At 41.6% G+C, this 17284-nt stretch carries 25 protein-coding genes; 11 read left to right on the forward strand and 14 right to left on the reverse strand.

The window, feature by feature from the left end; translation table 11 throughout:
* Position 1: 1 nt before the first annotated feature.
* Positions 2–727, reverse strand: a complete 726-nt coding sequence (locus tag ACXAEY_RS12905) for a hypothetical protein (protein ID WP_474812388.1) — start codon at positions 725–727, stop codon at positions 2–4.
* 213 nt (positions 728–940) lie between these two features.
* Here ACXAEY_RS12905 and ACXAEY_RS12910 point away from each other — a divergent pair, with 213 nt between their 5' ends.
* On the forward strand, positions 941–1405 hold the full coding sequence (locus ACXAEY_RS12910) for a TspO/MBR family protein (protein ID WP_474812391.1): 465 nt from the start codon (positions 941–943) through the stop codon (positions 1403–1405).
* A gap of 75 nt (positions 1406–1480) precedes the next feature.
* Entirely contained in the window at positions 1481–1660 is a 180-nt protein-coding gene (locus ACXAEY_RS12915; protein WP_270181619.1) for a YjzD family protein, read from the forward strand.
* A gap of 29 nt (positions 1661–1689) precedes the next feature.
* Here ACXAEY_RS12915 and ACXAEY_RS12920 read toward each other — a convergent pair whose 3' ends face one another.
* Positions 1690–1878: a YjzC family protein gene (locus ACXAEY_RS12920; protein ID WP_270181618.1), complete on the reverse strand. Its 189-nt coding sequence runs from the start codon at positions 1876–1878 to the stop codon at positions 1690–1692.
* A 158-nt stretch (positions 1879–2036) separates the two neighbouring features.
* On the opposite strand from ACXAEY_RS12920, the gene ACXAEY_RS12925 reads away from it, so the two are divergent.
* Positions 2037–2849, forward strand: a complete 813-nt coding sequence (locus ACXAEY_RS12925) for an undecaprenyl-diphosphate phosphatase (RefSeq protein ID WP_270181617.1) — start codon at positions 2037–2039, stop codon at positions 2847–2849.
* Between the two features lie 350 nt (positions 2850–3199).
* Here the strand turns inward: ACXAEY_RS12925 and moaD are convergent, their stop codons facing one another.
* The 4 genes from moaD to ACXAEY_RS12945 are packed head-to-tail and all read right to left on the reverse strand — an operon-like array spanning position 3200 to position 5627.
* Positions 3200–3436, reverse strand: a complete 237-nt coding sequence (gene moaD, locus ACXAEY_RS12930) for a molybdopterin converting factor subunit 1 (RefSeq protein ID WP_474812394.1) — start codon at positions 3434–3436, stop codon at positions 3200–3202.
* Positions 3429–3893 (reverse strand): molybdenum cofactor biosynthesis protein MoaE, encoded by a 465-nt coding sequence (locus tag ACXAEY_RS12935; RefSeq protein ID WP_270181615.1) that lies wholly within the window; start codon positions 3891–3893, stop codon positions 3429–3431. Before ACXAEY_RS12935 ends, moaD begins: the two co-directional genes overlap by 8 nt.
* Positions 3880–4383, reverse strand: a complete 504-nt coding sequence (gene mobB / locus ACXAEY_RS12940) for a molybdopterin-guanine dinucleotide biosynthesis protein B (RefSeq protein ID WP_474812396.1) — start codon at positions 4381–4383, stop codon at positions 3880–3882. The genes ACXAEY_RS12935 and mobB overlap by 14 nt, the downstream gene beginning before the upstream one ends.
* The gene (locus ACXAEY_RS12945) at positions 4380–5627 is read right to left on the reverse strand and encodes a molybdopterin molybdotransferase MoeA (protein WP_474814820.1); all 1248 of its coding nucleotides are present in this window, start codon (positions 5625–5627) and stop codon (positions 4380–4382) included. The genes mobB and ACXAEY_RS12945 overlap by 4 nt, the downstream gene beginning before the upstream one ends.
* A 146-nt stretch (positions 5628–5773) precedes the next feature.
* Between ACXAEY_RS12945 and ACXAEY_RS12950 the strand changes: the two genes are divergently transcribed.
* Complete coding sequence (locus ACXAEY_RS12950; RefSeq protein ID WP_474812398.1) at positions 5774–7447, forward strand: LysM peptidoglycan-binding domain-containing protein; 1674 nt, start codon at positions 5774–5776, stop codon at positions 7445–7447.
* 39 nt (positions 7448–7486) lie between these two features.
* Here ACXAEY_RS12950 and ACXAEY_RS12955 read toward each other — a convergent pair whose 3' ends face one another.
* The 3 genes from ACXAEY_RS12955 to ACXAEY_RS12965 all read right to left on the reverse strand — a co-directional run bounded on the left by ACXAEY_RS12955 (position 7487) and on the right by ACXAEY_RS12965 (position 9082).
* A complete protein-coding gene (locus ACXAEY_RS12955; protein WP_270181612.1) occupies positions 7487–7798 on the reverse strand; it encodes a metal-sulfur cluster assembly factor in 312 nt (103 codons plus the stop codon).
* 78 nt (positions 7799–7876) lie between these two features.
* On the reverse strand, positions 7877–8644 hold the full coding sequence (locus tag ACXAEY_RS12960) for an alpha/beta fold hydrolase (RefSeq protein ID WP_474814823.1): 768 nt from the start codon (positions 8642–8644) through the stop codon (positions 7877–7879).
* Positions 8645–8761: 117 nt separating this feature from the next.
* Positions 8762–9082 (reverse strand): hypothetical protein, encoded by a 321-nt coding sequence (locus tag ACXAEY_RS12965; protein ID WP_270181611.1) that lies wholly within the window; start codon positions 9080–9082, stop codon positions 8762–8764.
* A gap of 189 nt (positions 9083–9271) precedes the next feature.
* Between ACXAEY_RS12965 and ACXAEY_RS12970 the strand changes: the two genes are divergently transcribed.
* From ACXAEY_RS12970 to ACXAEY_RS12980, 3 genes are all read left to right on the forward strand, one after another.
* Positions 9272–10111: a Cof-type HAD-IIB family hydrolase gene (locus tag ACXAEY_RS12970; protein WP_474812400.1), complete on the forward strand. Its 840-nt coding sequence runs from the start codon at positions 9272–9274 to the stop codon at positions 10109–10111.
* 102 nt (positions 10112–10213) lie between these two features.
* Positions 10214–10360 carry a hypothetical protein gene (locus ACXAEY_RS12975; protein ID WP_474812402.1) on the forward strand — a complete coding sequence of 49 codons (147 nt, stop codon included), beginning with the start codon at positions 10214–10216 and terminating at the stop codon, positions 10358–10360.
* Positions 10361–10579, forward strand: a complete 219-nt coding sequence (locus tag ACXAEY_RS12980) for a DUF3813 domain-containing protein (RefSeq protein WP_270181608.1) — start codon at positions 10361–10363, stop codon at positions 10577–10579. It abuts the gene before it with no gap.
* A 37-nt stretch (positions 10580–10616) separates the two neighbouring features.
* Here the strand turns inward: ACXAEY_RS12980 and ACXAEY_RS12985 are convergent, their stop codons facing one another.
* Positions 10617–11198 carry a GDSL-type esterase/lipase family protein gene (locus tag ACXAEY_RS12985; RefSeq protein WP_474812404.1) on the reverse strand — a complete coding sequence of 194 codons (582 nt, stop codon included), beginning with the start codon at positions 11196–11198 and terminating at the stop codon, positions 10617–10619.
* A gap of 33 nt (positions 11199–11231) precedes the next feature.
* A complete protein-coding gene (locus ACXAEY_RS12990; RefSeq protein ID WP_474812406.1) occupies positions 11232–11891 on the reverse strand; it encodes a Dph6-related ATP pyrophosphatase in 660 nt (219 codons plus the stop codon).
* A 145-nt stretch (positions 11892–12036) separates the two neighbouring features.
* Between ACXAEY_RS12990 and ACXAEY_RS12995 the strand changes: the two genes are divergently transcribed.
* The gene (locus ACXAEY_RS12995) at positions 12037–12495 is read left to right on the forward strand and encodes a GNAT family N-acetyltransferase (protein ID WP_270181605.1); all 459 of its coding nucleotides are present in this window, start codon (positions 12037–12039) and stop codon (positions 12493–12495) included.
* Positions 12496–12556: 61 nt separating this feature from the next.
* A complete protein-coding gene (locus tag ACXAEY_RS13000) occupies positions 12557–12817 on the forward strand; it encodes a NifU N-terminal domain-containing protein (protein ID WP_270181604.1) in 261 nt (86 codons plus the stop codon).
* 33 nt (positions 12818–12850) lie between these two features.
* Here the strand turns inward: ACXAEY_RS13000 and ACXAEY_RS13005 are convergent, their stop codons facing one another.
* Positions 12851–13690: a YitT family protein gene (locus ACXAEY_RS13005; RefSeq protein WP_474812408.1), complete on the reverse strand. Its 840-nt coding sequence runs from the start codon at positions 13688–13690 to the stop codon at positions 12851–12853.
* Positions 13691–13925: 235 nt separating this feature from the next.
* On the opposite strand from ACXAEY_RS13005, the gene ACXAEY_RS13010 reads away from it, so the two are divergent.
* Both ACXAEY_RS13010 and ACXAEY_RS13015 read left to right on the forward strand, forming a co-directional pair.
* Positions 13926–14780 (forward strand): DegV family protein, encoded by an 855-nt coding sequence (locus ACXAEY_RS13010; protein ID WP_474812410.1) that lies wholly within the window; start codon positions 13926–13928, stop codon positions 14778–14780.
* A gap of 80 nt (positions 14781–14860) precedes the next feature.
* Positions 14861–14992, forward strand: coding sequence for a DUF3941 domain-containing protein (locus ACXAEY_RS13015; RefSeq protein WP_270181601.1), 132 nt, complete (start codon positions 14861–14863; stop codon positions 14990–14992).
* Positions 14993–15070: 78 nt separating this feature from the next.
* Here ACXAEY_RS13015 and ACXAEY_RS13020 read toward each other — a convergent pair whose 3' ends face one another.
* Positions 15071–15871 carry an energy-coupling factor transporter transmembrane component T family protein gene (locus tag ACXAEY_RS13020; RefSeq protein WP_474812412.1) on the reverse strand — a complete coding sequence of 267 codons (801 nt, stop codon included), beginning with the start codon at positions 15869–15871 and terminating at the stop codon, positions 15071–15073.
* Positions 15855–17282, reverse strand: coding sequence for an ABC transporter ATP-binding protein (locus tag ACXAEY_RS13025; RefSeq protein WP_474812414.1), 1428 nt, complete (start codon positions 17280–17282; stop codon positions 15855–15857). The genes ACXAEY_RS13020 and ACXAEY_RS13025 overlap by 17 nt, the downstream gene beginning before the upstream one ends.
* Positions 17283–17284 lie beyond the last annotated feature (2 nt).

Raw genomic sequence — 17284 nt, forward strand, 5'->3', positions numbered from 1 at the left:
GTTAAAGACTACTTTCTTCCGACTGAAAAAACTGAACGATCTTTCTACCCAATGATTGATAACTATCACTTAACAATGTTAGTTGTATTGGAGAGCCAGCAGTTTCTTGCAACTGCTCATACTTTCTGATCTGTTCGAGCGAGTAGGGACTTTTGATGGAATGATGCCATATCTTAACTGGACAACGAGCGATCGCAATTTCTTTCCCATCTAGAGTTTCTAATACATCTTCACGCTCGACTCCATATGCAAGACCGATTTCTTTTATCAATCGTTTATAAAACAATTTGTGCTTCTGTTCTTGCAAAATGAGATCTTTCACATTTAAACACGGATTCAAGTAAGCAGCTGAACGAATACGGCTGCTTTTATTATGTTGAAAGGCGTTTGCTGCAAGCACTCCCATTCCTTCAGCTAAAATATGAATTTTCCCATTCAAAATTTCCTGTTTATGAACGAGCTTATAAATCCGCTCTGCTAATCTAACAGCTTTATCTGAACCCCAGTGGCGCCGATATAAATTGCTCGTATAAACGGTATAGCCTGCATTCAGGAGTTCTTCAACGATACTCGCTCTTGTATAGTTTTGAAGCCAAAAACTTGTATCGGCATCAACAAAATGTGAGACGTCTCCGAAAATGAACACGCCGAATCCGTTAGGCTTTTCAGGGACAAGAACGATCGTCCACTCCCCGTCTAATCGATAGACTCGTTTACGAATACACATACTCTCCCCTCGCCCTTTTACATCTTTCTGTATACACTATGCAGGATAAGCTTAGAAGAAAGGGAGATGTGCCTATTTTATAGTCTTTTTCTATGGAGTGAACCACTATTTTCAAACGATGCCCCCTTACAACATCGTATGCCACCCCGAATCGATTCATGATAGAGCTTATTATTACAACAAAAAGGGTAAAAGGTTTGTGGTGGTGATAATATGAAAAAATCAACAGTAATAGTATTTTTTTCTACATATGGATTATTTAGCCTTTCAGGGTTTCTGTTTCCTTACGACGCAGATTGGTACACCAGTCTTGCGAAACCTGAATGGACACCAAACGGAGCATTGATCGGTGGAATATGGGCAGTATTATTCGGTCTTATCTCCCTTTCCGTTGCTATCGTTTATCAGACGAACGGGTTTGGAAGACCAAATAGTGAATACCTTTCCCTCTTATCGATAAACTATTTATTGAACCAAGCGTTCAGCTTTTTTCAATTTCAACAGCATCAGCTGTTCACATCATTTCTCGATGCATTTTTTTTAGCATTAACATCCCTAGCTCTGATTTTTCTTGCCGGTAGACAGAACAAGCTTGCAGGCTGGCTACTCGTTCCGTATTTCTTATGGACGAGCTTTGCAACCTATCTTTCATGGATTATTTATGTCATGAATCGTTAAAATTGATAGGTGTCGAAAGCCTGTCTTTATGGTATGATGTTCGGTAGAATACGTTTACAAATGGGGTGAAATACTGTGCGCTATATCTGGGCAATTATTTGGGGATTCCTGCTTAGCAACATGATCTTCTACGTACTTGCATCCATGCAGGGCGGCCAATTCAATTTTGCGGCTGCAATTATCTTTGGGCTTATCATCTCAGCAGCTTCGATCGTTTTAGGTGATGGACTCATCACTGATTCAGCTGAACAATAGAAACAAGCGCCTGCCTGGCGCTTGTTTTTTTAGTGGTGTGGTTTTGGCTCACGTGCCCACTTACGATTTTGATTCGAACATTGAGGGAAAGCCTCACCAGCTTTGAGTTCAATCTGTTTAGGGTCTTTTACCATCGTTCCGGTCTCACCTATTTCAATATATACCCCATTGTTCGGAGCTTTTTGCCCTGGCGTATATTGACGATTTTCTCCACCCATCTGACAGCCTCCTTCCTCTTATTCACACCGCCCCCTTTAACAGCATTCAACACCGAATAGTTTTTTATGTAGAAACAAGGTCTTTACAAAACTGGAAAGCCTGGTGTTTAATGGATACATGTGTCAGATAGACGTTTAATTATTGGAGGAAAGAAATCATGGAATTGTGGGTACTTCTAAAGTACGCATTACTTGGACTGCTTCAAGGTTTCACGGAACCGATTCCAATCTCTTCGAGCGGTCACTTAGTTATTGCAAAAGAATATTTCAACTTAGAAACAAAGGGGTTAAGCTTTGAGGTTCTTATGAACTTCGCTTCTCTCATCGCAGTACTGATCATTTACCGACGTGACCTTATAAGGTTAACGACGAATGGCTTGAGTTACATGACGTCAAAGAACAAAGCCGCGAAAGACGACTTTATGTTCATCGTGTACTTGGTCATCGGTACGATTCCTGCTGCTGTACTCGGAATTCTGTTTGGGGACCTGATCGGTGAAAACTTAAGTCATTACAAAACGGTTGGCGTCACTCTCTTGATCACAGGTGTTGCGCTCTGGTTAATTAGAAACCTTCGTGGAGGAAAAGGAGATCAAGATCTTAACTTAAAGGATGCACTCATCGTTGGTTTCGCTCAAGCAATCGCACTTATTCCTGGAATCAGCCGCTCTGGAGCAACGATCGTTGCCGCAATGGGTGTTGGGATGAAGCAAGAGACTGCATTACGTTTCTCATTTTTGTTGTTCATTCCGGTTAGTGTAGGAACGATGGTCTTTGGTATCGGTGACATTCTAGCCGACCAGCGTCTACGTTTAGATGATCTGCTCATCCCGTATATCGTCGCTTTCCTGCTTTCCTTAATCGCTTCTTATTTCTCCTTAAAATGGTTCATGAATATCATGGCAAGAGGAAACCTCATTTATTTTGCGATCTACTGTTTTATTGCAGGTGCACTTGTACTTATTTTCTAAAACAAAAACACCCATTTAGGGTGTTCAGCTATCGAGAAACCTATATCTTTATTCGGTTCTCGCTATGCCGTAGTCGATGACGATCGCATGCTTTCCGCGGACGAACGTCCAAGCCCGAGGTGAAACCCACACCCCGGTCTCGGCCGCCCGTTCTACCGCAGGAGTCCGCGATCGTCTCTCCTACTTGATAAGAATTAGTCCAAAACGAACTTTCCGCCCCAATGGTTTAGAAATATGGGGTTTATGACCTTTCGTTGTTAACGTTAGTACGAACGGTAATGACTAACTATTTTCATCGTAACATGTAGACTTTCACTACACTCAAAACACCCAGTTCGGGTGTTTTTTTATTATCCTCCGCTAACTGGAGGAATAAATGCGATTACGTCATTCTTCTCCATTAAACGGTTCTCTTCTTCTTCATATTCCTCGTTGACCGCTGTCATTGTACGGTCAAGTGCTAAAGCAGGGTATTTCTCCTCTAAATAGGTCTTAACAGCGTGGATGTTCATCCCTTCACCATCAAACTCCAATTGATCTTTTCCCACTTTTTCTCGTTGATCTGCAAAAAACAATACCTTAATCATGCCGTTCCTCCTCTGGTCGACCGTTTGGATAAGAGGTTTGTTCGAGTTGATCACCGATCCACTCTTCCCCATCAACCCAGTATTCTTTCTTCCAAATAGGTACGATTTCTTTTATACGCTCAATCGCATACCGACTCGCTTCATAACTTTCTGCTCTATGTGGAGAAGCGACGGCGATGACGACGGCTATATCGCTAATCGCAAGCTTACCTGTTCGGTGGACGATCGATGTTTTTACACCAGGCCATCGATCAGAAATTTCACTCCCTATTCTACAAAGCTGCTTCTCTGCCATAGATGGATAAGCTTCATATTGTAAGGAGACAGTCTGTTTTTGACCAGTAAACTCACGAACAGTTCCAATAAACGTATTCACAGCACCTGACTCAGGGTGAATGACGCTTGAAACAACTTCATTAACGTCGATTTCTTGAGATGTGATTTTATAATACTCCATTTTGTAACTCCTCTAGTAAATGATCGATGCATTTATTGATATCTTGCACGTGATAGCTTTGAGTGTTAGGTAATTGCGACCCCTGTGTGACAATAGCTTTTATCATAGAACCAACGAGCAATCCATCATCACGATGGTCTCTTAGCATCACGACGCGTGGAAAGTGATGGCGTTTGTATCCTTCGATCATAATGAGGTCGAGCTCAAAAGAAGAATAAAGGGATATGATTTTTTCAAGCTCCCACTCCTTTTCGTTCATAGCATTGATCGACAAAAGCCCATCTCCACTTACACCTGTTACAACTGCTCCTGCATGTCGGTGTCGGCCGGTGTCCTTTTTACGATCATATACGTCCGGCTTTCCATGACCGTGGTGTTTGATGACGCCTATCTTTAGCCCTCGGTTCTTTGCTTCTTTAATGAAGGTTTCAATAAAAAGCGTTTTACCACTGTTTTGGTACCCAACGACTTGTAGAATCGCAGCACTCATGAATGGCTGGATCCTCCCTCACGAAGATGGAGGATTTCGACTACATCTCCTGCTTTAAACCCTCGTGTCCCACCAGGGAGAACGGTAAGCGCGTTTGCTTCAGCAAGCGATGTGACGCTACCGGATTTATCTAAACCGGTTGGTTTCACATGGACGGTTCCTTCTACTTCTTCTGTTTTACTGCGAACAAACCTTGTAAAAGGGTTCGGTTTAGGGAAATCCTTTTGTAGCACTGCTTTGCTTCTTAGACGGTATGGTGTATTCGACAGAAGTGCTCGCTTAAGAATCGGTCTTACGAACAGTTCGAATCCAACGAAACAAGCTGAAGGATTTCCAGATAGTCCGAATAAAATTTTCCCGTTCCACTCGGCAACCGTCGTTACGCTGCCGGGTCTCATGCCTACTTTATTAAAGAGAACCGTCGCTCCTAACTTCTCATAGATAGCCGGTAAATAATCATAGTCCCCTACAGATACTCCGCCTGTTGTTATAAGAATATCAACTTCTTCAAGAACTCTCTTCACGGAAGAGAAACATTTCTCAAAGTCATCTGCTAGCACCCCATAATATGTTGGTAGCCCGCCTGCAACTTTGATCTGTCCTTCGACCATCGGGGCGTTGCTGTTTCTGATTTTTCCAGGCTGTAATGCTTCATTCGGATCAAGGAGCTCAGTACCCGTTGCATAAATCCCTACTTCAGGCTTTTTTACTACCGGTACGTCTGCATAACCGAACGTAGCGAGTAGTGCTTTAACACCAGGAGATATGACTGTTCCACGTTCTAAAAGTACTTCTCCCTTCGATGCATCTTCACCTTGTTTAGATATGTTATCGCCTTTGTTAACGTTTCGCTTTATGTAAATGTACGGGGCATCTTCACGAACGAGTTCGAACATGATCACTGCTGTAGCACCGTTCGGTATCGGTGCACCCGTCATGATTCGAATTGCTTCACCACGATTAAGAGTTTTCTTCGCAACTGTTCCTGCACCGATCTCTTCGACCACTTTTAATCGAACAGGATTTTCCTGACTCGCTTCATTGGTATCCTCAGCTCGAATGGCAAAACCATCGTAGGGAGAGCGATCGAACGGAGGCACATCATGATCTGCCTTTAAATCAACACCTAGATGCCTTGCGTCACTCTCAGAAAGGGGGACCGTCTCAATTTGACTTTCGTAAGATAAAGCCATGACTTTTTCTATGGCATCTTGTACTGGTAGTGGTTTTCTTCTTTCAACCATCTTGATCTCCACTCCTTTATTATCAATTGATTTCATTGTAACAAAGAACTCATCCATCCATTGGAATAAACGTTGAATGATTGCCCATCGAACTGAATAGAGTGATAGTGATGCTACTTATATGTGAATGGAAAGGAGTGATGAATATGCCTGAGAGCCACTATATGGTTAAGCCCGGCGATACGTTGTTGTCGATTGCTGATTCTCATAATCGGCCCGTGAGTGAAATTAAAGAACGTAACGGACTTCCTTCGAACATCATTTACGTCGGACAGATGCTCCGGATTCCTACAGATTCTACGCCGTATGAAGTCCAAAGAGGAGACACACTTTTAACAATCGCCGATCGATTCAGCGTCCCTGTCGACGAAATCAAGCAAGAAAACCAGCTACGAACCAATATTATTTATGTTGGTCAGCAGCTTGACATTCCTGAAGGACGCAGCCGCTCATACCGATTGGATTATACGGTGAAAGCTGGAGATAGCCTCTACCAGATTGCGAACGAATACAATACGACGGTGAAAAGTCTCCTTACATTAAATAACCTTGAAGCGGATTCATTGACCATTGGCCAAAAGTTGAAGATTCCTATGTATACCGAAGTTGTTACACGAACTGATCGTGCAAATGTAAGAACGGGACCTGGGAAAGGGTATAACGTCATTACTCAAATGCGTTCTGGCGCAAGACTTGCTGTTAACGGGATTCGTGACAAGTGGTACAAAGTTGAGCTTTATGATGGGACGGAAGGTTGGATTTCTGATGGTGTCGTTGAGTTTAAAGTGTATGGCGATGATAAGCCAGTCTCTCGTATCATAGGCTATTATACACTTGAAGAAGGTCCTCAGCTTCCTTCTTCTTATAAATCGTTTGTGTCTCATCGTCCTTCCCTATCTCAACTCGCGCTGTTTCTGTTTCGAATCAGTCAGGAAAACCCAACGAAGATAGAAAAGTTTGGTAAGTTCACAGATAAAGAAATCGCTAAACTCGTGCAGCTCGCTCATGAGCAAAACATTAAGATCATGCCCGTCGTTCATAATCTTCTATATAAAAAGGGAGATACTGAACCGAGTAAAAAAGTGGTTCAGAAGCTCGTTGCAAGCGAAGAAAATAGAAGAGCTTTTGCGCTAAATCTCGTAAAGCTTGTGGAAAAATATAACTTTGATGGTGTTGACATCGATATTGAAGATGTGTACATCGAAGACTCAGAAAAGCTTTCACTTCTTTATAAAACGATCGGAGAGGAGATGAATAAGAAAGGCTACTTCTTCTCAGCGAGCGTACCTTCACGCGCATCTGACGAACCTGCAAATCCATTCTCTGACCCGTTCGATTATGCGGAGATCGGAAGTGCTGTTGACCAATTTATCGTTATGCTCTATAACGAATTCGGATGGCCAGGAAGTCCTGCTGGACCTGCGGTAACTGCAGGATGGATGGATAAAGTGATGAAGTATGCCAAAACGAGAATTCCTCCTGAAAAACTCGTGGCTGCAGTTTCTGTATTTGGATTTGACTTTAATCTTGATAAAGATAAAAGCACTTATGTAACGTATGATATGGCAATGAAATTAAAGAAGAAATATAATGCAGAATTAAAGTTTGATGAGGAGCGTAAAACGCCTTACTTCACATATACGGACGATGAAGGGAATAAGCATGAGGTGTGGTTTGAAAACGAAGAAAGCATCAGGGCGAAGATTAATCTCGCAGACCAACTCGGCATTCAAGGAGTAGCGCTTTGGAGACTCGGCATGGAGGATCCGGCGATGTGGACGATGGTCAGCGATGAAGTCGTTGTAGAAAGAACTGAATAAATAAAGGAAGAGGGTGAGCCCTCTTCCTTCTTCATGTTATCACGTAATGCCAAGTGCAATCTTAGCATAACGGGACATTTTGTCTTTTGTCCAAGGTGGATTCCACACGATATCAACCTCTGCGTCATTCACTTCTTCAACATCTGAAAGACAACGTTTTACGTCGTTGACAATCGTACCTGCTAGTGGGCATCCCATTGCAGTCAACGTCATCGTAACGTGCGCATTGCCTTCTTCATCTAAATCTACATCGTAGACGAGACCTAGATTTACAATATCAATTCCAAGCTCAGGGTCGATTACGTTCTCAAGAGCTTCGAGCAATTTATCTTTCGTTGCTTGATCTGCCATCTTCATTCTCCTTTCATACGTCATCCACATACTATTATAACAAACTGAGTTTTAACTTAAACCGAAAAGCACTTATTGCTACAAATGAGTTTTAAACCACTCCACTAATTCGAGCACAGCTTCGCGCGAAACTTTATGACCAGAAGTTTCATCTTTTACAAACTTTAAGTTTTGCTCGTTGCCCTCGTAATGCGTTTTAATTTGATGATAGAAATCATACGTAAGGGTGTAAGGCACTACTTTGTCCACTGTACTATGCCACATCAATAGCGGGCGACCACGCAATGTTTCTTCTTTTAGAGAAAGGTCATATTCTTGCAGTCCTTCGATCTGTCTCTTCATCTCTTCTTCAGAAATCGGGAGACTGAACCCTTCTTCTTTCAAATAATGAATCTGTGCATTTGCTAACTTAAAATAAGAAGGTGACCCCATCAATGAAACAGCTGCTTTAATCCAGGAGTACTGTGTCAAAGCACCAAAGGTAAGGATTCCTCCCATGGATGTACCTGACATACCGATTCTCTCTTCTTGTACGAGGTTTCGGCTAATGAGATGCTGCCTTATGTAATCGAGTTCATTCAAACTCTGAATAACAATATCCCAAAATACATACTGCCTCTTTTCTTCTGAGAGGTTTTTTTCACGTTCTCCGTGATGGACAGCATCAGGAAGTACGACCCTGAACCCTTCCTCAGCTAACAAGTATGCAATGTGGAGATTGTGTTCCTTTGCACTTGTAAAACCGTGCTGAAACATCACGAGCGGCAGCTTTTCTTTAGAGAGTTTCGCATCGACTATATGTAACACTGGGATATTTTCCATCAACTCATTTTGTATCGTAATCATGTACATAGCCCCTTTATCGTTCATCTCTATTAATCCTACCATTCAAGGAAAGTATTAGTAAATTTTTTGCTCCATTTTCAAAAAAAAACACGCAGGCATTTGCCTGCATGTTCAATCTTATTTATTGAGTTGCTTTTCGTTGCTCTCTTCTACCGATTTCATGTTTTCAAGTTTGTTGTAGTACTGCGTAGGAAACTGGGACCCTTCATAAACCATCTTGCTATCTCCACTATCGTATGCTTTATCTGGAGGCGTTGGATTTCCTGCTTTTTCAACAGGAAGACCATCACTGAATTTTTTGGATACTTGATGGCGAATATCTTTGGCTTTCGTTTTCAACTTTGCTCTCTTCTCCTTATCTTTCAATAAGTAAGAAGAAATGCCGATTGTACTAGCTGCTGCAATACTTGAAAGAAGTAACGTTTGTTTTTTCGTCATAATCGACTGCACCTCCAATAAAATGTTAGTAATGGTTTACCCTCGTAATTCTATTCTCAAACAGGCATACCCTTCTTTTTAATTTATTGTAAATTTTGTAATATAGTTAGACACTTGTTTTGGAGCGATGTACAATATTCAGTATAGCCAGAAAGGCTTAAACTAACGACACTTTTCAAAGGAGCTTCTATGACAACAAAACCGCATCTTATCGCCATTGATCTTGATGGAACGTTGTTAAACGGAGAGAAAAACATTTCTGAACGCTCAAAAGCGGCGATCCGCGAAGCACGAAACCAGGGACATCACGTTGCCATCGCAACGGGAAGACCGTATCGAGCTAGCGCCCGCTATTACGATGAGCTTTCACTCGATAGCCCGATGATTAACTTTAATGGTGCATTTGTTCATCACCCGCTCGATTCATCATTCGGTACGTATCACACACCGCTTGATCTCAAGACTGCGCATTCGATCGTTTCTTCTTGCAATGAAATAAAGGTGAAAAATATTATGGCAGAAGTAATCGACGATGTATATCTTCATCAGCATGATGATCAAATCATTCAAAATATGATAATGAATGAGTCCTCCATCGTTACTGGAGAGATTCTTAAGAATTTAAATCATGATCCAACGTCTCTTCTGATTCTGCCTCACGATGAGCAGCTCACACAGCTTAGAGAAACGTTACACACTCATCATGCAGAAGCAATTGAGCATCGTGTTTGGGGAGCACCGTGGAACGTGATCGAAATCGTACGCATAGGACTTAACAAAGCGGTTGGCCTAAAGCGACTTGCCGAACACTTCAATGTCCCTCAAGAGCGCGTTATCGCATTCGGTGATGAAGATAACGATTTTGAGATGATCGAATATGCCGGGACAGGTGTTGCCATGGGCAATGCAATCGATTCACTTAAAAATATTGCGAATGAAATCACCGTAACAAATGAAGAAGACGGAATCGCGGTCTATCTAGAAGAACGTCTCAACTTATCTTCACACCGTACAGGACAGCTTTTATAAAAGCTGTCTTTTTTTATGCTCTATATCAAGAAATCACGCAGGTGATGACTGCATAATTACTACAAAAAGGACTCATCCTAGTGACAAAGGGAGGGATTTCTTTTGGGTAAGAACAGCAAACAAAAGCAAAGAATGGCAAGAGCAGGAGCAGATCGAGCGGTTGCACATGACGACCAGCGTGATCTGACGAGCATGAGCAGTCAGGAACGTAAAAAGGTAGAACAAGAACGTCTATCGGGTGGTGAGTAAATGGGCAACCGATACTTTCAACTTGCTAGAGAAGCAGTTGAAAACGCTGAGCAGCTTGCATCAAGCGGTCAACAAGGTCTCCAGCAGCAAATCGAAGTAGCCAAAAATAATTTATCTGCTGCTTTCCATCAATCGACATCAGCAGAGAAAGAACAGCTTACTGCATACCAACAAACCATTCAAGAACTTAGTCAAGAATCTTCCAACAAACCCTTTTAAAAGCAAAAAGAACCCGGCTGCTGCCGGGTTTTCTTCGTTAAAATAATTTCAGCGCTCTCCTAAAAGAAGATCGAACGCCTAGTGCTTTATACAGTTCACTCGTTAACAGCTTATATCCTTTTCTGTTTAACTGAACACCGTCTTTCTCATACAGGGATTCCTGCGCTTTGTGTTCTTTCATGATCGACCATAGATCGATGTGTTTCGTATTAAACTTTTGTGAAAGGGACTTAATCTTATCTGCGTATCCTTCGATCTTATGATTGGTCACAGAAGCGTTCTCCTCTTCTTGAATCGGTGAAGGCGATATCAGAATGACGCGCTCTCTCGGCAAATTGTTCAGCATATACCCGATGTTTTTCTCATATTCAAGGAGATTACTTTCCTTATTTATGCAAGCTTCCTGTGTTCCAAAGAAGATCGTGACAAAATCAGGCTGATAGCTTAATACATCTGTTTGAAATCGTGAAACTCCTTCTCGAGTCGTTGAAGAAGAACCAGCATTGATCACGATCCATTCCTCTAATTCGTTTCTTATGAGAGATGTAAGCCGTTCATTTCCTTTTTCATCAACTTCCCTTGCTGTTAAACAGTCCCCAAAACAGACGAGTACTGGCAATGATACCGCCCCTTTCTTTATTGATTTTTAATCTTACTCCCCTTGAAGTCGTGCAGTTATGTATGGATCGTTGTCGATCATGCCTTCAATCGAAAACGATACCGCATTTGCAAAGATCGGTCCATCATATACAAACGTATGAAATTCCCCATTTTCACCGCAAGGATCAACTTCATCACACAAACTAGAAAGAAAGGTGTGATCGAAAGGTCTCCCTATCCAAATGGGATCTATCTTCGTATGATCTACTGTAGTGATAACCGCTTTAAATCCGCTCTCTATAAAACGTTCTGCCGTATCTATGGTTGAATTTCGCCATAAAGGGAACACCCCCATTAGGCCACTTTTCTTTAAAAGCTGTTCCCGATAGTTTCGGATCTCTTCTACATATAGATCAGCGTATGCAATCCCTTCGATTCCCCTATGGATAAACCGCTCGAAGGATTGCTTCATGATCATTTCATACTGGTTGTTTGAACAATTATCTGGTAGATTTGTAATCGTTAGTGGAAGTTGTAGCGCTTCGGCCTGTTTCTTTAGTAAATTCACAGGTACCCCATGAAACGAGATCATTTCTTTTGGAGCAGTGATCGTGGTCCACAGGCCATCAAGATGGATCTTTTCATTTGTCATGATGTCATAAAGAGCTAATGCGCTATCTTTTCCAGAACTCCAAGAAAAAAGAAGATTCATTCGTCATTCTCCTTTCCTCTATATAGACGAATGAGAATGCCATAATGTTTCAATTATTTAGAAATTATTAGAAATAATATTAATTTACTTTAACAAGGGTTCTTCCATGAAAGAGTCGAAACAATTACACGGAGGTGGAGCGGGAATGAACGTTTACCAGTTGTCTAGCCAAGTCGAGGATGATGTGATCGAAAAAGTAGCGAAACTACTCATGAAGCAGATCACGCATGCCGATCGCGAAGGAAGTTATGAGAAATTAATCAAAGGAGCAAAACTTGCGATAAGCGAAGATACGGCTTCTAGAATCGTCGTTGCAGAAGATGATAACGAGATACTTGGCGTTGCGTTTTTTAATATGGGAGTGAGTGTCGCAAATGGCGGTCCTTACTTATGGTTGAATGAATTATTCGTGGATCCAGAAGCAAGAAATCAGGGTATCGGTCGAAGGCTTTTATTACATGTGATCTACTGGGCTGAACGCGAAGGAATCACGGGCATTGAACTTGAAACCGGAATAAATAATGCTGTTACGAAACATCTTTATAATTCACTTGGGTTTCACGATATTATTTCTAAGCGATATGGTTTCACTTTCTCGTCATAATTGATTTATGCTAAGAGAGAATTTTGGTACACTAGTAGAAGTTAAGAAAAGGAGGCTTATTATGCAATTACGAGTAGATCATACACCAAACCCAAATGCGATTAAAATCACAGCTGACAAGAACCTTTTTGAAGGCTCATCCAGTCATTCTTTTAAGAAGAATGATACTCCTGATCATCCAGTAGCTGCTGAACTACTGAAATTAGATGGTGTCGACAATGTATTTGGCTATCAAGATTTCATCACGATCAACAAAATGCCTGAGGCAGAATGGGACAGCTTGCTTCCAGAAGTAAAAGAAATCATTACGAATAACGCATAAAGAAATTCCCCGGGACATCCCGGGGAATTTTATTTAGTCGTCTTTTCGGAAAAAACCAAAAATACCTGCAGTATTGACAATGTTCGTAAACGCATGAGGGTCGATATCATTAATGATATGTTCGAGATCATAAAGTTCATAACGTGTAACGACCATCATAAGCATTTCTTTATCTTCGCCTCGATAAGCGCCTTTTGCAGGAAGCTTTGTGATTCCTCGTACAAGCCTGTCATGGATTGCTTTTTGCAACTCATTCCCTTTAGAAGTGACGATCATCGCCGTTAGTTTTTCATGACGAGTATGGATGACATCGATCACACGAGAAGAAACATACAAGGTAACGAGCGTATAGAGTGCTTTCTCCCAACCATACAGCATACCTGCTGTTAAAATGATCAAAGCATTCAAACTAAAAAAGTAAGTACCGATTGGACGGTCGTTCATTCTAGAAAGAATCATAGCGACGATATCCATTCCCCCGGTCGAAGCACCCCACTTTAACGTAAAGCCGATTCCGATCGCGGCTAGCGCTCCTCCGAATACTGCGTTAAGAAGAATGTCTTCTGATAGAGCTTGAACAGGAATAATTTCAAGAAACAATGTTGTAAGGCCAACACTGATCAAACTGTATAGCGTAAACGCTTTTCCTACCTTCTTCCAACCTAGAATGCCAACAGGAATATTTAATAAGAATAGCAAGATACCCGTTGAGATATGGATCGGCGTATAATCGTTCAACACGCTCGAAATCAACTGGGCAAGACCGGTAAAACCACTAGCATATACGTTTGCTGGGATAAGAAATAAATTTAGTGATACTGCTCCTAGAATTGCTCCTAATAAGATAATAATTATTTTCTTTACTTCTTCCATGTTAACACCCTTTTCTGTAACTGCCTCTTCTTGATGAAAAAGGACGATTGATTTTATTTCATTAGCAAGATTTATTGTAAGGCTTTCGGCACAGTTCGACAACATCAAATTTAAGTGTTATTCAAGTAAAGCCGATCAAGCACTTACTTTACGATATAATCATTGATTTTAAACGATTCTAGGGATAAACTTTAAGAAACTAGCCTGTATCATAATTATGAAAGGACGGTTCTTAATGAGTGTACAAATCATTACAGATAGTGCCTCTGATCTTCCAGAGGAGTTAGTGCAAAAGCACAACCTCGAAATCATGCCTCTCATTGTTATTTTAGAAGAGAAAGAGTATTTCGACCGCGAAGAAATCAAATCGAAAGAGCTATACACTGCGTTACGAGATGGAAAATTAGCGAAGACCTCTCAAATCCCTCCGGCTCGCATCAAAGAAACATTTACAAAGTTCGCGAATGAAGGTCAACCGTTCATCTATATCGGCCTCTCATCAGGTATATCTGGAACGTACCAATCAGCAGCCGTAATCAAAAATGAAGTTCAAGAAGAATACCCTGATGTCAAAATGGAAGTCGTTGACTCAAGAGGCGCATCTCTTGGATATGGGCTGATGGCGATCCACGCTTCAGAACTTTCAGCACAAGGAAAGAACGTTGAAGAGATACTCGAAAGCCTTAACGAATCATACATCGATCATATGGAACACATCTTTACTGTAGATGATCTCGACTTCCTACAAAGAGGTGGCAGAGTGAGTAAAGCATCTGCTTTCTTTGGCGGCATGTTAAAAATAAAGCCGATCCTCCATGTGGAAGATGGAAAACTCGTTCCGATCGAAAAAGTCCGTGGAAAGAGCAAGGTGTACAAGCGGATGGTTGAAATCATGGAAGAACGCGGTGTGAACCTTCAATCTCAGGTGATCGGTATCTCACATGGTGATGACCTTGAAAGTGCTGAAAAACTAAAAGAAGCGATTCAAGAAAAGTACGGCGGACAAGACTTCATCATCACTGAAGTTGGTGCCACGATCGGTTCTCACTCAGGCCCAGGTACACTTGCCTTATTTTTCCTAAATAAGTAAATTGTATGCTACATAGTATCTCCTTCAACTGTGTACCCTAAAAGTAGTGATTTAAACTATGGGTCCAGGGAGGGAATATCGTGCCTAATACGACAGACAATAATAAAAAGCCAGTGGATCATAATGCGAAGCGAATGCTGAAAAATGATCAAAAAGAAATAAACCGTGAAAAAGGGAAACATCAGTATTCAAAGAGCAGTGATCATCTATAAAAATCAAGCAGGCTGAACGATCAGCCTGCTTTTTTTGATCAAAAAAACAAAACTGCCATTGCTCGGCAGTTTTGTTTTTCATTCTGAATTTCTCACATCTGTAATTTCATATGTGGGGACTTCTAACCCTAACCAGACCATGGTCACTACTCCTAGGACGATGTACAGAACAAACAGTCCATCGAATTTTGATAAGCTGGTCTCATAATAATACGTTCGTTTTCCATTGTGGAACTGCTTCGATTCCATCGCCACTGCTATTCGATGTGCTCTCCGAATACTTTGGGATAAAAGCGGTACAGCATACAACGTGATGGATTGCGTAATCCTTTTCCACCCTTTCTCTTTCTTTACTCCACGAACTAACAGCGCATTCTTAAGCTGTTGAAACTCTTCCACCATCATCGGTAGGATTCGAACTGCCGCCATAAAGCTATATGCAAACCGAGGCGGGACTTTCAGCTGCTGAGTCAATGAGTAAAATAGCAGGACAGGTCTTGTCGTAAGAGCAAAGATCAAACCGAGCAATGCAAAGTTAAGTGCTCGGAATCCAATATGAAGACCTCTGTAAAAGCTCTCTTCCGTAATATGAATGAGTCCCCACTTCCACCACGTCGTCGTACCCTGTCCAAAAAAGATCATGCTTGATGAGCTAGATACAAACAAAAGAAGAAACGGAATCATCAAAATCAACAATAGCTTTCTTTTATGTCCTGTAAAGAACGCCACAAGAATGAGCGGGAGCAGCGTTACATACGTGATGATGTTCGGATTATGAATAAACAACAGCCCTAAAAACAAGAAAAGGAAAAAGACGAGCTTAAACGCAGGATTCATGCGATGTAACCACGTTTCATTGTAATCAAGAGTCAACTGCATGAACGACAGCCTCCTCTCCTCGATTCACGTTACGATCAGATACCCTTCTCCCTTTCGAGATGATCCACTCTCTCGTCGCGTACGTTTCTACGATGTTTTGGTCATGAGTAACCATCATGATGGTGATCCCTTTTGACCGTAAATCCTCGAAATACTCCAGTAGTTTGAAGGTATTCTTTGCATCCTGTCCAAAGGTTGGCTCGTCTAACAATAGGACCCGTTGATTTCCAAACAATGCCGTTCCAACACTCAGCTTGCGCTTTTGTCCCGTCGAGAGCTGATAAGGATGCTGATGTTGATGGTTTAACAACTCATAGTTCTGAAGCCAGGTCGTGACTCGATTCTGTACGTCCTCAGACATCGAGTATGCTAACTCATCGTATACCGAATTCGTAACAAATTGAAATTCTGGATTTTGAAATACAAACGCTAGTTTTTCTCTAGCTTCTTTTATAGATTGCAACGCTTTACCGTCAACATGTACATCTCCTGTTGTTTTCAACACTTGCATGATACTTAGGAGAAGGGAACTTTTCCCGGCTCCATTCTCGCCAGTGACGACGATCCACTCACCTTCATGGATCACGGCTTCAGGAAGTTCAACAAGACACTTCTTCCCTTTGAAGCCTTTTAAATCCTTAATGGTCATAACAGAGAGGGCGTTTTTCGTCTCCCTTTTCAAGCCATGCTCGTGTTCTTTCCAAATACCAGGGTACCAAATTCCGAATTCCTTCATCTTATGTTTATAAAAAGAAAGAATCGTTTCAGGGTCACTATCTGCAAGTATCGTTCCGCTATCGTCGAAAAGAACAACGCGATCTACAAAATCGATGACATGATCAACCTTATGTTCTACGATTACCATCGTTTGATGCTGTTCGATCTTTTTTATCGTCTCCCATACGTCCTTCGTCCCTTCAGGATCTAGAAGAGCGGTAGGCTCATCCAAATAAAGGACATCTGGTTCTAAAGATAAAACGGATGCAATAGCAAGCCTTTGCTTCATTCCTTGAGAGAGCGTAGCGATTTCAACATGAGGATCATCAAAATGTAACCCAACCTTATCGAGGTACGTATTGATCAATCCCTTCATCTCGCTTCTAGGGATAGCACGGTTCTCTAAAACAAAAGCCATTTCCTCATCAACGTAAGGCATACAAAATTGTGCGTCAGGATCTTGAAACACATACCCTGTCGATTCAGGAATCATCTTCTCCTCCACTTTCATTGGGACTGGTACTGCCGCTGGGATGAGTCCCGATAATACTTGAAGCAACGTTGATTTTCCACAGCCACTAGGACCTAGTAAAAGCACCTTTTCCCCTTTTTCGATATGAAGTGTAAGGTCATTAAAAAGGAGCTCAGATGCTCCTGCATATTTCACTCTAAGATTCGTCACTCCTACTCTCATAA

It is taken from the genome of Anaerobacillus sp. ABA4_114 (assembly GCF_056159065.1).

Coding starts and splice junctions, on each gene's coding strand:
- ACXAEY_RS12905 (WP_474812388.1), bottom strand. CDS start 727: ATGTGTATTCGTAAACGAGTCTATCGATTAGACGGGGAGTGGACGATC.
- ACXAEY_RS13005 (WP_474812408.1), bottom strand. CDS start 13,690: ATGGAAGAAGTAAAGAAAATAATTATTATCTTATTAGGAGCAATTCTA.
- ACXAEY_RS13020 (WP_474812412.1), bottom strand. CDS start 15,871: ATGCAGTTGACTCTTGATTACAATGAAACGTGGTTACATCGCATGAAT.
- ACXAEY_RS12980 (WP_270181608.1), top strand. CDS start 10,361: ATGGGCAACCGATACTTTCAACTTGCTAGAGAAGCAGTTGAAAACGCT.
- mobB (WP_474812396.1), bottom strand. CDS start 4,383: ATGAGTGCTGCGATTCTACAAGTCGTTGGGTACCAAAACAGTGGTAAA.
- ACXAEY_RS13025 (WP_474812414.1), bottom strand. CDS start 17,282: ATGAGAGTAGGAGTGACGAATCTTAGAGTGAAATATGCAGGAGCATCT.
- ACXAEY_RS13010 (WP_474812410.1), top strand. CDS start 13,926: ATGAGTGTACAAATCATTACAGATAGTGCCTCTGATCTTCCAGAGGAG.
- ACXAEY_RS12965 (WP_270181611.1), bottom strand. CDS start 9,082: ATGACGAAAAAACAAACGTTACTTCTTTCAAGTATTGCAGCAGCTAGT.
- ACXAEY_RS12910 (WP_474812391.1), top strand. CDS start 941: ATGAAAAAATCAACAGTAATAGTATTTTTTTCTACATATGGATTATTT.
- ACXAEY_RS12995 (WP_270181605.1), top strand. CDS start 12,037: ATGAACGTTTACCAGTTGTCTAGCCAAGTCGAGGATGATGTGATCGAA.
- ACXAEY_RS13000 (WP_270181604.1), top strand. CDS start 12,557: ATGCAATTACGAGTAGATCATACACCAAACCCAAATGCGATTAAAATC.
- ACXAEY_RS12945 (WP_474814820.1), bottom strand. CDS start 5,627: ATGGTTGAAAGAAGAAAACCACTACCAGTACAAGATGCCATAGAAAAA.
- ACXAEY_RS12960 (WP_474814823.1), bottom strand. CDS start 8,644: ATGATTACGATACAAAATGAGTTGATGGAAAATATCCCAGTGTTACAT.
- ACXAEY_RS12950 (WP_474812398.1), top strand. CDS start 5,774: ATGCCTGAGAGCCACTATATGGTTAAGCCCGGCGATACGTTGTTGTCG.
- ACXAEY_RS12920 (WP_270181618.1), bottom strand. CDS start 1,878: ATGGGTGGAGAAAATCGTCAATATACGCCAGGGCAAAAAGCTCCGAAC.
- ACXAEY_RS12925 (WP_270181617.1), top strand. CDS start 2,037: ATGGAATTGTGGGTACTTCTAAAGTACGCATTACTTGGACTGCTTCAA.
- ACXAEY_RS12970 (WP_474812400.1), top strand. CDS start 9,272: ATGACAACAAAACCGCATCTTATCGCCATTGATCTTGATGGAACGTTG.
- ACXAEY_RS12990 (WP_474812406.1), bottom strand. CDS start 11,891: ATGAATCTTCTTTTTTCTTGGAGTTCTGGAAAAGATAGCGCATTAGCT.
- moaD (WP_474812394.1), bottom strand. CDS start 3,436: ATGATTAAGGTATTGTTTTTTGCAGATCAACGAGAAAAAGTGGGAAAA.
- ACXAEY_RS12935 (WP_270181615.1), bottom strand. CDS start 3,893: ATGGAGTATTATAAAATCACATCTCAAGAAATCGACGTTAATGAAGTT.
- ACXAEY_RS12955 (WP_270181612.1), bottom strand. CDS start 7,798: ATGGCAGATCAAGCAACGAAAGATAAATTGCTCGAAGCTCTTGAGAAC.